Origin of the sequence: Streptomyces sp. XD-27, from assembly GCF_030553055.1 — a bacterium.
In the GTDB taxonomy this organism is placed as follows: domain Bacteria; phylum Actinomycetota; class Actinomycetes; order Streptomycetales; family Streptomycetaceae; genus Streptomyces.
The window spans coordinates 6,182,878-6,195,861 of the sequence record NZ_CP130713.1 but is presented as its reverse complement, the minus strand read 5'-3'; the positions used below and the strand labels follow the sequence as shown (position 1 = coordinate 6,195,861).

The window sequence follows — 12,984 nt, the reverse complement described above, 5'->3', positions numbered from 1 at the left end:
CATGGGGGTGCGGCCCGTTCGGCTGTCCGCTGCCGGCTACCGCCTACTTGCGGATCAGCGAGCGCAGCACGTACTGCATGATGCCGCCGTTGCGGTAGTAGTCCGCCTCACCCGGGGTGTCGATGCGGACGACCGCGTCGAACTCCACGCCCGTGTCCGTGGTGACCTTGACGGTGCGCGGGGTGGTGCCGTCGTTCAGCTCGGTGACGCCGGTGATGGAGAAGGTCTCCTCGCCGGTCAGGCCGAGGGCCAGGGCCGAGGCGCCCTCCGGGAACTGGAGCGGCAGCACGCCCATGCCGATGAGGTTCGAGCGGTGGATGCGCTCGTAGGACTCGGCGATGACGGCCTTGACGCCGAGGAGCGCGGTGCCCTTGGCCGCCCAGTCGCGGGACGAGCCGGAGCCGTACTCCTTGCCGGCCAGGACGACCAGCGGGGTGCCCTGCGCGATGTAGTTGCGCGAGGCGTCGTAGATGAAGGAGACCGGGCCGCCCTCCTGCGTGAAGTCGCGGGTGTAGCCGCCCTCGGTGCCCGGCGCGATCTGGTTGCGCAGGCGGATGTTGGCGAAGGTGCCGCGGATCATGACCTCGTGGTTGCCGCGGCGCGAGCCGTAGCTGTTGAAGTCGCGACGCTCGACGCCGTGCTCGGTCAGGTACTGGCCGGCCGGGGTGTCGGCCTTGATCGCACCGGCCGGGGAGATGTGGTCGGTGGTGACCGAGTCGCCCAGCTTCGCCAGCACGCGGGCGCCGGTGATGTCCTCGACCGGGGCCGTCTCCATCGTCATGCCCTCGAAGTACGGGGGCTTGCGCACGTAGGTGGACTGCGGGTCCCACTCGAACGTGTTGCCGGTCGGGATCGGCAGCGCCTGCCACTGCGCGTCGCCCGCGAAGACGTCCTGGTAGGAGGTGGCGAACATGTCCTGGCCGATCGCGGAGGCGACGACCTCGTTGACCTCGGCCTCGGTGGGCCAGATGTCCCTGAGGTGGACCGGGTTGCCGTCGGTGTCGATGCCGATGGCGTCCTTGGTGATGTCCACCTTCATGGAGCCCGCGATGGCGTACGCGACGACCAGCGGCGGGGACGCCAAGTAGTTCATCTTGACGTCCGGGTTGATCCGGCCCTCGAAGTTGCGGTTGCCGGAGAGCACGGACGTCACGGCCAGGTCGGCCTCGTTGACGGCCTTGGAGACCTCCTCCGGCAGCGGGCCGGAGTTGCCGATGCAGGTGGTGCAGCCGTAGCCGACGAGGTTGAAGCCCATCTTGTCGAGGTACGGGGTGAGCCCGGCGCGGTCGTAGTAGTCCATGACGACCTTGGAGCCCGGAGCGAGGGTGGTCTTGACCCACGGCTTGCGGGTCAGGCCCTTCTCCACCGCCTTCTTGGCCACCAGCGCCGCGGCGACCATGACGTACGGGTTCGAGGTGTTGGTGCAGGAGGTGATCGCGGCGACGGTGACGGCGCCGTGGTCGATCTCGTAGACCGTGCCGTCGGGGGTGGTGACCTGGGTCGGCTTGGTCGGTGCGCCGTTGTGGTCCACCGCCGGGGCGTCGGAGGCCGGGAAGGACTCCTTGCCCGCCTCCTCGTCGTCACCGACGTAGTTGCGCACGTCCTGCGTGAACTGCTGCGCGGCCTCGGCCAGGATGATGCGGTCCTGGGGGCGCTTCGGACCGGCGATCGACGGGACGACCGTGGAGAGGTCCAGCTCCAGCTTCTCGGAGAAGTCCGGCTCGGCGGCCGGGTCCAGCCACAGGCCCTGCTCCTTGGCGTACGCCTCGACCAGCGCGACCTGCTGCTCGCTGCGGCCGGTCAGGCGCAGGTAGTTCAGGGTCTCACCGTCGATCGGGAAGATCGCGGCGGTGGAGCCGAACTCCGGCGACATGTTGCCGATGGTGGCGCGGTTGGCCAGCGAGGTGGCGGCGACGCCCTCACCGTAGAACTCCACGAACTTGCCGACCACGCCGTGCTTGCGCAGCATCTCGGTGATGGTCAGCACCAGGTCGGTGGCGGTGGTGCCGGTGGGCAGCTCGCCGGTCAGCTTGAAGCCGACGACGCGCGGGATGAGCATGGAGACCGGCTGGCCGAGCATCGCGGCCTCGGCCTCGATGCCGCCGACGCCCCAGCCCAGCACGCCGAGGCCGTTGACCATGGTGGTGTGCGAGTCGGTGCCGACGAGGGTGTCGGGGTACGCCTGGCCGTTGCGGACCATGACGGTGCGGGCCAGGTGCTCGATGTTCACCTGGTGGACGATGCCGGTGCCGGGCGGGACGACCTTGAACTCGTCGAACGCGGTCTGGCCCCAGCGCAGGAACTGGTAGCGCTCCTTGTTGCGGCCGTACTCCAGCTCCACGTTCTGCGCGAAGGAGTCCGGGGTGCCGAACTTGTCGGCGATGACGGAGTGGTCGATGACCAGCTCGGCCGGCGCCAGCGGGTTGATCTTCGCCGGGTCGCCGCCGAGCTCCTTGACGGCCTCGCGCATGGTCGCGAGGTCCACGACACACGGCACACCGGTGAAGTCCTGCATGATCACGCGGGCCGGCGTGAACTGGATCTCCTGGCTCGGCTGCGCCTGGGAGTCCCAGCCGCCGAGCGCGCGGATGTGGTCGGCGGTGATGTTCGCGCCGTCCTCGGTGCGGAGCAGGTTCTCCAGCAGCACCTTCAGGCTGTACGGCAGCCGGGCGGAGCCCTCCACCTTGTCCAGCCGGAAGATCTCGTACGACTCGTCGCCCACCTGCAGCGTGCTGCGGGCGTCGAAGCTGTTCGCCGACACGACAGTCTCCTTCTTGCGTGATCCTCGCGCGTACCAGCGCAATCCTGCCGTCACAGGGGCCACACCCATCCGCTAAGGTATGCCTAAGTTAGGCTTGCCTCAGCCAGCGGGCGTCGCGGTACGCCTCTCGGCAGATATCTCGATGTCGAGATAACTCTAGTACATGACCGCAACCGCCGCCCTTTGGGCTGCCCACTCGCCTCGCCGCCGCAGGGCCGCGAGACTGAGAAAAAGGGAGCAAAAAGGGAGGTACCGGGATGTTCGGGAACAGCAAGGCGTTCAGCGGCTTCTCCGTGGACGACACCCGCAAGGCGAAGGACTTCTACGAGGGCACCCTCGGACTCCGGGTCTCCGAGGAGCAGGGCATGCTGACGCTGCACCTCGCCGGGGGCACGGACGTCCTGGTCTACCCGAAGGACCACCACACCCCGGCCACGTTCACCATCCTCAACTTCCCCGTCGACGACATCGACCAGGCCGTCGACGACCTGGCCGGACGCGGGGTGGCGTTCGAGCGGTACGACGCCTTCGAACACGACGGCAAGGGCATCGTCCGCACGGGCGGCGGCCCGCAGATCGCGTGGTTCAAGGACCCCGCGGGCAACGTCCTGTCGGTGCTTCAGGAGTGATGAGGGCCGAGTGGGCGACCATGCGCCGCCACGCCCACGACACACCCTCCCCTCGCGGCACCCGTAACCCATATGCATCTCATATTTGAGATAGTCTCACTATATGACAGACGACTACCTCGTACGTATCGGCAAGCTCATCCGTGACGCCCGTCAGCACCGTGGTTGGACGCAGTCGCAGCTCGCGGAGGCCCTCGGTACGAGTCAGAGCGCGGTCAACCGCATCGAACGCGGTAACCAGAACATCAGCCTTGAGATGATCGCCCGCATCGGAGAGGCCCTGGACAGCGAGATCGTCTCGCTCGGGTACGCGGGCCCGATGCATCTGCGCGTGGTCGGCGGCCGCCGGCTCTCCGGCAGCATCGACGTCAAGACGAGCAAGAACGCGTGCGTGGCGCTGCTGTGCGCCTCACTCCTCAACTCCGGCCGTACGACGCTGCGCAGGGTCGCCCGGATCGAGGAGGTCTACCGCATTCTGGAGGTGTTGGGCAGCATCGGCGTGAAGACGCGGTGGATCAACGACGGCGCCGACCTGGAGATCACCCCGCCGGCCGAACTGGACCTGGCCGCGATGGACACCGAGGCGGCCCGGCGGACCCGCAGCGTCATCATGTTCCTCGGCCCGCTGCTGCACCGGATGGACAGCTTCAAGATCCCGTACGCGGGCGGCTGCGACCTGGGCACCCGCACCGTGCAGCCGCACATGACCGCGCTGCGCCACTTCGGACTTGAGATCACCGCCACCGACGGCACGTACCACGCGCAGGTGGACCGCACGGTCTCCCCCACCCGCGCCATCGTGCTGACCGAGCGCGGCGACACCGTGACGGAGAACGCGCTGCTGGCCGCCGCCCGGCACGACGGGATCTCGGTCATCCGCAACGCCTCCTCCAACTACATGGTCCAGGACCTGTGCTTCTTCCTGGAGCAGTTGGGCGTACGGGTCGACGGCATCGGCACCACCACGCTGACCGTGCACGGTGTCGCGCAGATCGACCGCGACGTCGACTACGCGCCGTCGGAGGACCCGGTGGAGGCGATGAGCCTGCTCGCCGCGGCCGTGGTCACCGAGTCGGAGCTGACGATCCGCCGGGTTCCGGTGGAGTTCCTGGAGATCGAGCTGGCCGTCCTGGAGGAGATGGGCCTGGACCACGAGCGCAGCGCCGAGTACAAGGCGGACAACGGGCGGACCCGGCTGATCGACCTCACGGTCCGTCCGTCGAAGCTGAGCGCTCCGCTCGACAAGATCCACCCGATGCCGTTCCCCGGGCTCAACATCGACAACGTGCCGTTCTTCGCGGCCATCGCGGCCGCCGCCCAGGGTTCGACGCTGATCCACGACTGGGTCTACGACAACCGCGCCATCTACCTGACCGACCTGAACCGGCTGGGCGCCGGCGTCAAGCTCCTCGACCCGCACCGGGTGCTGGTCGAGGGCCCGACCCGCTGGCGCAGCGCGGAGATGATGTGCCCGCCCGCGCTCCGCCCCGCGGTGGTGGTACTGCTGGCCATGATGGCGGCCGAGGGCACGTCGGTGCTGCGCAACGTGTATGTCATCAACCGCGGTTACGAGGATCTGGCGGAGCGGCTGAACTCGATCGGCGCGCAGATCGAGACGTTCCGGGACATCTGAGCCGGGGCGACTAAGGCAGGACCGCGATCCCGTCCAGCTCGACCAGCGCCGCCTCGTCCCACAGCCGGACCGCGCCGATGACCGCCATCGCCGGGTAGTCGCGGCCTGCCAGCTCCCGCCAGATCGTGCCGAGTTCGCGGGCGCGGGAGCGGTAGGCCGCGACGTCCGTGGTGTACACGGTGACGCGGGCGAGGTCGGCGGGCGTACCTCCGGCGGCGCGCAGGGCGGTGAGGAGATTGCCGAGCGCCTGCCGGAACTGCTCCGGCAGACCGGTGCCGACCACGTTTCCCTCACCGTCCAACGCGGTCTGCCCGGCCAGGAAGACCAGGCGGCCGCCGGTGGCGGTGACGGCGTGGGTGAAGCCGGAGGCCGGGGCGAGCCCGGCGGGGTTCAGCCGGTCCAGACTCATCGGTGCGGCTCCTCTCGGTACAGCTCCTTGGCGATGATCGTGCGCTGGACCTCCGTGGCGCCCTCGTAGATCCGCGGCGCGCGCACCTCGCGGTAGAGGTGTTCGAGCAGGTGGCCGCGGCGCAGGGCGCGGGCGCCGTGGATCTGGACGGCGGCGTCGACCACGTATCCGGCCGTCTCGGTGGCGAGCAGCTTGGCCATGGCGGAGCGCTTGGCGACGTCGGGGGCGTCCGCGTCGCAGGCGGCGGCCGCGGCGTAGACCAGCAGCCGGGCCGCCTCGGTGCGGGTGGCCATCTCGGCGAGTTGGTGGGACACGGCCTGGAGGTCCTTCAACGGCCCGCCGAAGGCGGTGCGTTCGCCCGCGTGGGCGAGTGCCGCGTCCAGCGCCGCCTGTGCCATGCCGACGGCGAACGCGCCGACGCTGGGCCGCAGCAGGTTGAGGGTGCGCATGGCGACGCGGAAGCCCCCGTCGACCGGGCCGATGACGTCGGCGCGGGTGACCGGGACCGCGTCGAAGGTGTACCGGCCGATGGGGTGCGGGCTGAGCATCTCCAGGGGCTCGCCGCCGAGTCCGGGCCGGTCGGCCGGGACGAGGAAGGCGGTGACCCCGCGCGCGCCGGCGCCGTCGGTGGTGCGCGCGAAGACGGTGCACACGTCCGCCTCCGGGGCGTTGGAGATCCAGCACTTCTCGCCGGTCAGCCGCCAGCCGCCGGAGCCGTCGGGCTCGGCGCGCAGCGTGAGTGCGGCGGCGTCGGAGCCCGCGGCCTCCTCGCTGAGCGCGAAGGCGGTGACGGCGCGGCCCGCCCGTACCCCGGGCAGCCAGCGGTCGCGCTGCTCCGGGGTGCCGGACAGGACGACCGGATAGGCGCCCAGGCCCTGGAGGGCGAGCGCGGTCTCGGCCTCCGTGCATTCCATGGCCAGCGATTCGCGTAGCAGGCACAGGTCCAGCGCGCGCACCGGTCCCTCCGCCGGGAACAGCCGCCGCAGCAGGCCGAGTTCGCCGAGCGCCGCGACAAGGGGCCGGTTGATCCGGCCGGGCGGGGCGCCCGCCACCAGCGGGCGCAGCCGCTCGGCGGCCAGCGCGCGCAACTCCGCGCGCCACCTGAGCTGTTCCGGATCCAGTCCGAAGGCCGGCATCGGAAGCCTCCCTGTCGCTTTATCGCGCTCTGTTGACTGTCGTCACCAACACGTTACGCTGAAGAAGCGACTTCAGGGCAGGCATACGGCCAGGCATGGGAGGCGCGTGACGCGATGGAGCTCAAGCCCTCGGCGCACATCGACACCTTCGCCCGCGACCACCTGCCGCCCCCCGGCCAGTGGCCGCGGCTGCTGCACGATCCGCCCGCCCCCGCCTATCCCGACCGGATCAACTGCGGTGCCGAGCTGCTGGACGGCACCGCCGACCGGCTGGGCCCGCACCGGGTCGCGCTGCGCGGCGCAGGCGGCGAGAGCTGGACGTACGGCGAGCTGCAACGGCACGTGGACCGCATCGCGCACACCCTCACCGCCGACCTGGGCGTGGTGCCCGGCAACCGGGTGCTGCTGCGCGGCCCCACCACCCCGTGGCTGGCGGCGTGCTGGCTGGCCGTGATGAAGGCGGGCGCCGTAGCGGTCACCGTGCTGGCCTCCCATCGCGCGGCGGAGCTGGCGACGATCTGCCGGATCGCGCGCGTGAGTCACGCGCTGTGCGACGCCCGGTCTCTGGAGGACATCGAGAAAGCCGAGGTACGGGGGCTGCGGGTGACGGTGTTCGGCGGCCGGTCCGCCGACGACCTGCTGCGCCGCGCGGCGGCCCACCCCAGCCCGTACCCGGCGGTGGCCACCTCCGCCGACGACGTGGCGCTGATCGCCTTCACCTCCGGCACCACCGGGCGGCCCAAGGGCTGCATGCACTTCCACCGCGACGTGCTCGCAATAGCCGACACCTTCTCCGCGCGGGTCCTGCGGCCGCGCCAGGACGACGTGTTCGCCGGCAGCCCGCCACTCGGCTTCACCTTCGGGCTCGGCGGGCTCGTGGTGTTCCCGCTGCGGGCGGGCGCCGCCGCGCTGCTGACCGACTGGGGCGGGCCCGCGCGGCTGCTGGACGACGTCCAGCACCACCGGATCTCGGTGCTGTTCACGGCGCCGACCGCGTACCGGGCGATGCTCGGGCGCTTGCACGGGTACGACACCTCCAGCCTGCGCCGCTGCGTCTCGGCCGGGGAGAACCTGCCCGCCGCGGTCTGGCACGACTGGTACGCGGCGACCGGCCTGCGCATCATCAACGGTATCGGCGCCACCGAGCTGCTGCACATCTTCATCTCCGCTGCCGACGACGCGATCCGGCCCGGCACCACCGGGATCCCGGTGCCCGGCTACCAGGCGCGGGTGGTGGACGCCGACGGCCGGCCGGTCCCGGACGGCGAGCCGGGGCTGCTGGCCGTGCGCGGGCCGACCGGCTGCCGCTATCTGGCGGACGATCGGCAGCGCGACTACGTACGCGACGGCTGGAACCTGACCGGCGACACCTATATCCGCGATCCGGATGGCTACTTCCGCTATGTGGCTCGCGCCGACGACATGATCATCTCAGCGGGGTACAACATCGCGGGCCCGGAGGTCGAGGACGCGCTGCTGCGCCACCCGCACGTGGAGGAGGTCGCGGTCACCGGACGTCCGGACAGCGAGCGCGGCATGGCCGTCGTCGCCCACGTCGTACTGCGCCCGGGGGTGCCGCGGAACGAGGAGACGGCGCAGGCGCTGCGGCGGTTCGCCAAGGCGGAGCTGGCCCCGTACAAGTGCCCGCGCGACGTCGTCTTCCTGGACGCGCTCCCGCGCACCCCGACCGGCAAGCTCCAGCGCTACCGCCTGCGCGACGGCGCCGAGGGCGCGCCCCGGTAGGCGCTCTACAGTAAGCGCGTGAGTGATCACCACGCTCCCCGCTCCCTGATCGTGACGTTCTACGGCGCGTACGGCCGCGGTACGGCGGACCGCCCCGCGGGCCCGGTGCCCGTGGCCGCCCTGATCCGGCTGCTGGGCGCGGTCGGCGTCGACCCGCCGTCGGTGCGCTCCGCGGTCTCCCGGCTCAAGCGGCGCGGGCTGCTGGTGCCGGACCGTACGACGGACGGCGCCGCCGGGTACGCGCTGTCCGCCGACGCGCGACAGCTGCTGGACGACGGCGACCGGCGCGTCTACGGCCGCGCCTCGGCCCGGTCCCGGGACGGCTGGCTGCTGGCGGTGTTCTCGGTGCCCGAGCAGGAGCGGCACAAGCGCCACCTGCTGCGCTCCCGGCTGGCCCGGCTGGGCTTCGGAACGGCCGCGCCGGGGGTGTGGATCGCCCCCGACCACCTCTACGAGGAGACCCGGCACACCCTGGAGCGGCTCGAACTCGCCACGTACGTGGACCTCTTCCGCGGCCGGCACGCCGGGTTCGAACCGACCGCCGACGCGGTGCGCCGCTGGTGGGACCTGGACGCGCTGGCGGCGCTCCACCACGCGTTCCTCGACGCGCACGAACCGGTGCTGCGACGCTGGTCGCGGCGGCGGGCCGGCGCCCCCGAGGACGCGTACCGCGACTATCTGCTGGCCCTGGACTCCTGGCGCCACCTGCCGTACGCCGACCCGGGCCTGCCGCCCGCCCTGCTCCCACCCGACTGGCCCGGCGCCCGCGCCGCCCATGTCTTCGGTGCCCTGCACGAGCGCCTGCGGGACCTCGGGGCGGAGTACGTCGCGGGCCGGCTACATGGAGCCGGGCGCGCCGATCCCGAGCCCGGTCACGGTGGTCCCGGCCACCCGGTCGGCGAGGGACCGTCGGCTGCGTGAGAGGACCGGCAGCGCGTTGAGGAAGAAGAGCCCGACGGCCACCGCCCACACGAGCACCGACAGCACCACATGCCCCTCGACCAGCAGCACGCAGGCCACGGCGTACACGGCGACGTCGGCGATGGTGGTGACGGCGGCCCGCAGGGCGGCCCGCCGCGCGGTGCTCGGGGCGACCTTCAGCCCGAGCAGCGCCTTGCCGACGGTGCGCCCGACGAGGGCGAGGCAGCCCCACTGGTAGAGGAACGTGGCGATGACCAGCGCGCCGAAGGCCTGCTCGACGTACAGCACCGCCTTGTCCCACAGCGACAGTCCGAGCTTCTCTGAGGCGTCGACGACGTCCCCGCGCGAGGTCAACAGGTCGAAGGCGCCCCTGGAGGCCAGTTCGGGCACGTCGGTGACGAGCCCCGATATCCGGTGGAAGGTCAGCACGGCCAGCGCCGAGGCCGCGGCGACCACCAGTGCGAAGTCGATGAACCAGGCCGCGGCACGGCGAAACTTGGGCATGGGTGTCCGATTCCCCCCGTGAGGCTCACTGCTCGTTACGTGGACGAGACTACTAGTGGCGGGGCGGTGGAGGCCGGAAGTCCGGCCGGGTTCAGACCTCCAGGGACAGCCGCGGCCGCGGGGCGTCCGTGCGGCCCGTCGGCGGGCGGCGGCTGCCCGCCTGGTACGGGAGGGGCCAGGGCGCACCGGGCCCGGCGTACCCCTGCTCCGCCGCGGCGTGCAGCGTCCAGTGCGGGTCGTACAGGTGCGGCCGGGCCAGTGCGCACAGGTCCGCGCGCCCCGCCAACACCAGCGAGTTCACGTCGTCCCATGACGAGATCGCGCCGACCGCGATGACGGGGACACCGAGCTCGTTGCGGATGCGGTCGGCGTACGGGGTCTGGTACGAGCGGCCGTACTCGGGGCGCTCGTCGGGCACGACCTGGCCGGTGGACACGTCGATGGCGTCGGCGCCGTGGGCGGCGAACGCCGCGGCCATGGCGACCGCGTCGTCGGCCGTGGTGCCGCCCGGCGCCCAGTCGGTGGCCGATATGCGCACCGTCATCGGCCGGTCCTCGGGCCAGGCGGCCCGTACCGCGTCGAAGACCTCCAGCGGGTAGCGCAGTCGCGCGGTGAGGGAGCCGCCGTAGGCGTCGGTGCGGCGGTTCGTCAGCGGCGACAGGAAGCCGGAGAGCAGATACCCGTGGGCGCAGTGGAGTTCGAGGAGGTCGAATCCGGCACGCGCGGCACGGCGGGCGGCGGCCGCGAACTCCTCGCGGATCGCGGCCAGTCCCGCCGCGTCCAGGGCCTGCGGGATCTGGCTGACGCCCGGCCGGTACGGCAGCGGCGACGACGCCACCAGCGGCCAGTTGCCGGACGGGAGCGGGTCGTCGATGCCCTCCCACATCGGCCGGGTGGAGCCCTTGCGTCCGGAGTGGCCGAGCTGCACGCCGACCGCCGCGCCCGGCGACCGGTCGTGGCAGAAGTCCACCACGCGGCGCCAGGCCGCCTCGTGTTCCGGCGCGTACAGCCCCGCACAACCGGGGGTGATGCGGCCGCGCGGGCTGACGCACACCATCTCGGTCATGACCAGTCCGGCGCCGCCGAGCGCCCGGGAGCCGAGGTGGACGAGGTGGAAGTCGCCGGGGGTGCCGTCGACCGCGGAGTACATGTCCATCGGGGACACCACGACGCGGTTGCGCAGGGTGAGGCCGCGCAGCCGGAAGGGCGTGAACATGGGGGGCGTGCCGGGGGCCACGGCCGCCTCGCGCTCGACCGCCGAGACGAACGCGGGGTCGCGCAGCCGCAGGTTGTCGTGGGTGACGCGGCGGCTGCGGGTGAGCAGGTTGAACGCGAACTGGCGCGGCGGCTGCGGCAGGTAGCGGGCCAGGTCCTCGAACCAGCGCAGGCTGGCCGCGGCCGCGCGCTGGGTGGACTCCACCACGGGGCGGCGTTCGGCCTCGTACGCCGCGAGCGCGTCGGGTACGGTCGGCTGCTCGGTGAGGCAGGCGGCGAGGGCGAGGGCGTCCTCGACCGCGAGCTTGGTGCCGGAGCCGATGGAGAAGTGGGCGGTGTGCGCGGCGTCGCCGAGCAGCACGGTGTTCCCGTGTGACCAGCGGTCGTTGACGACGGTGCGGAAGGCGGTCCACTGCGAGTGGTTGCCGCGCAGCGGGCGGCCGTCGAGCGCCGGGGCGAAGAGTTGCGCGCACCGTTCGATGGAGGCGCGCTCGCCGCAGCGGTCGAACCCGGCGCGGCGCCAGACGTCTTCGCGCATCTCGACGATGACGGTGCTGGCGTCCGGCCCGTACGGGTATCCGTGCAACTGCGCCACGCCGTGCTCGGTCTCGGCGATCTCGAAGCGGAAGGCGTCGAAGGCGACGTCGGCGGCCAGCCAGATGTAGCGGCAGCGGTGGGTGGTCAGGTGGGGGCGGAAGACGTCGGCGTGGGTCTCGCGGGTGGCGCTGTGCACCCCGTCGGCGGCGATCACCAGGTCGTGGGTGCGGGCGAGCTCGGCGGCGGGCGGGGCCGGGGCGCGGAAGCGCAGCCGGACGCCGAGCGCGCGGCAGCGGTCGTGCAGCAGCGCCAGCAGCCGGCGGCGGCCGAGCGCCGCGAAGCCGTGGCCGCCGGAGCTGAGCACCCGGCCGCCGCGGACCACGTCGATGGCGTCCCAGCGGACGAACTCGGCGCGCAGCGCCGCGTAGACCACGGGGTCGGCGTGTTCGATGCCGCCGAGGGTCTCGTCGGACAGGACCACGCCGAAGCCGAAGGTGTCGTCGGGGGCGTTGCGCTCCCAGACGGTGACCTCCCGCCGGGGATCGAGGCGTTTGAGGAGCGCCGCCGCGTAGAGGCCGCCGGGGCCGCCGCCGACGACGGCCACCCGGCGGGCCGTCGCCGCGGCCCCGGCGGGTGTCCCCGCCGCCGCCATGGCTAGCGCCCCTGCCATTTCGGCGGGCGCCGCGTGGTGAACGCCGCGTGGAACTCGGCGTAGTCGGCGCTGTTCATCAGCAGGGCCTGGGTGGCGGCGTCGAGTTCGACGGAGGCGGCCAGCGGCATGTCGAGTTCGGCGGTGAGCAGCGCCTTGGTCTGGGCGTAGGCGAGGGCGGGTCCCTCGGCGAGGCGGCGGGCGAGCGCCGCGGCCGCCTGCCCCGCCTGGCCTTCGTCGGCCACCTGGCTGATCAGCCCGATCCGTTCGGCCTCGGGCGCGGCCACCGGTTCGCCGAGCATCAGCAGCCGGGTGGCGTGCCCGAGTCCGACGACGCGCGGCAGCAGATACGCGGCGCCCATGTCCCCGCCGGACAGCCCGACCTTGGTGAAGAGGAACGCGAAACGCGCGGTGGGGTCGGCGACGCGGAAGTCGGCGGCGAGGGCGAGGACGGCCCCGGCGCCGGCGGCGACGCCGTGCACCGCCGCGACCACGGGGAAGGGGCATTCCCGCAACTGCCGGACGACCTGCCCGGTCATGCGGTTGAAGTCCAGGAGCGCCCCGGTGTCCATGGCGAGGGTGGCGCCGATGATCTCGTCGACGTCGCCGCCGGAGCAGAAGCCGCGGCCGTCGCCGCCGAGCACCAGGGCGCGTACGGAGCGCTCGCGGGAGAGTTCGGCGAGCAGGTCGCGCAGGTCGGCGTAGGCGCCGAAGGTGAGTGCGTTGAGCTTCTCGGGGCGGGCGAGGGTGACGGTGGCGACCCCGGCGTCGAGGGTGAGGCGCAGGTGGCGCCACCGCTCGGTCCGGGACGCGGATCCGGTAAAGGGACTCATGGAGCACGGCCTCC

Annotated in this window: 10 protein-coding genes; 4 read left to right on the top strand and 6 right to left on the bottom strand. The window is 72.2% G+C overall.

Features of this window, described 5'->3' with window-relative positions:
- Nucleotides 1-43: 43 nt before the first annotated feature.
- A complete protein-coding gene (gene acnA, locus Q3Y56_RS27000) occupies nt 44-2,761 on the bottom strand; it encodes an aconitate hydratase AcnA (protein WP_304464409.1) in 2,718 nt (905 codons plus the stop codon).
- Between the two features lie 257 nt (nt 2,762-3,018).
- Between acnA and Q3Y56_RS26995 the strand changes: the two genes are divergently transcribed.
- Both Q3Y56_RS26995 and Q3Y56_RS26990 read left to right on the top strand, forming a co-directional pair.
- Nucleotides 3,019-3,390: a VOC family protein gene (locus Q3Y56_RS26995; protein WP_304464408.1), complete on the top strand. Its 372-nt coding sequence runs from the start codon at nt 3,019-3,021 to the stop codon at nt 3,388-3,390.
- A gap of 103 nt (nt 3,391-3,493) precedes the next feature.
- On the top strand, nt 3,494-5,023 hold the full coding sequence (locus Q3Y56_RS26990) for a UDP-N-acetylglucosamine 1-carboxyvinyltransferase (protein WP_304464407.1): 1,530 nt from the start codon (nt 3,494-3,496) through the stop codon (nt 5,021-5,023).
- A gap of 10 nt (nt 5,024-5,033) precedes the next feature.
- On the opposite strand, the gene Q3Y56_RS26985 is transcribed toward Q3Y56_RS26990, so the two are convergent.
- Together Q3Y56_RS26985 and Q3Y56_RS26980 are read right to left on the bottom strand one after the other, a co-directional pair.
- Nucleotides 5,034-5,432 (bottom strand): RidA family protein, encoded by a 399-nt coding sequence (locus Q3Y56_RS26985; protein ID WP_304464406.1) that lies wholly within the window; start codon nt 5,430-5,432, stop codon nt 5,034-5,036.
- Entirely contained in the window at nt 5,429-6,568 is a 1,140-nt protein-coding gene (locus Q3Y56_RS26980; protein WP_304464405.1) for an acyl-CoA dehydrogenase family protein, read from the bottom strand. The genes Q3Y56_RS26985 and Q3Y56_RS26980 overlap by 4 nt, the downstream gene beginning before the upstream one ends.
- Before the next feature lie 114 nt (nt 6,569-6,682).
- Here Q3Y56_RS26980 and Q3Y56_RS26975 point away from each other — a divergent pair, with 114 nt between their 5' ends.
- The gene (locus Q3Y56_RS26975; protein ID WP_304464404.1) at nt 6,683-8,311 is read left to right on the top strand and encodes an AMP-binding protein; all 1,629 of its coding nucleotides are present in this window, start codon (nt 6,683-6,685) and stop codon (nt 8,309-8,311) included.
- A gap of 18 nt (nt 8,312-8,329) precedes the next feature.
- On the top strand, nt 8,330-9,232 hold the full coding sequence (locus tag Q3Y56_RS26970) for a PaaX family transcriptional regulator C-terminal domain-containing protein (RefSeq protein WP_304464403.1): 903 nt from the start codon (nt 8,330-8,332) through the stop codon (nt 9,230-9,232).
- Here Q3Y56_RS26970 and Q3Y56_RS26965 read toward each other — a convergent pair.
- From Q3Y56_RS26965 to Q3Y56_RS26955, 3 genes are all read right to left on the bottom strand, one after another.
- A complete protein-coding gene (locus Q3Y56_RS26965; protein WP_304464402.1) occupies nt 9,149-9,736 on the bottom strand; it encodes an RDD family protein in 588 nt (195 codons plus the stop codon). The genes Q3Y56_RS26970 and Q3Y56_RS26965 overlap by 84 nt on opposite strands.
- Nucleotides 9,737-9,827: 91 nt before the next feature.
- Complete coding sequence (locus tag Q3Y56_RS26960; RefSeq protein WP_304464401.1) at nt 9,828-12,140, bottom strand: bifunctional salicylyl-CoA 5-hydroxylase/oxidoreductase; 2,313 nt, start codon at nt 12,138-12,140, stop codon at nt 9,828-9,830.
- 2 nt (nt 12,141-12,142) lie between these two features.
- On the bottom strand, nt 12,143-12,970 hold the full coding sequence (locus Q3Y56_RS26955) for an enoyl-CoA hydratase family protein (protein WP_304464400.1): 828 nt from the start codon (nt 12,968-12,970) through the stop codon (nt 12,143-12,145).
- Between the last annotated feature and the right edge of the window lie 14 nt (nt 12,971-12,984).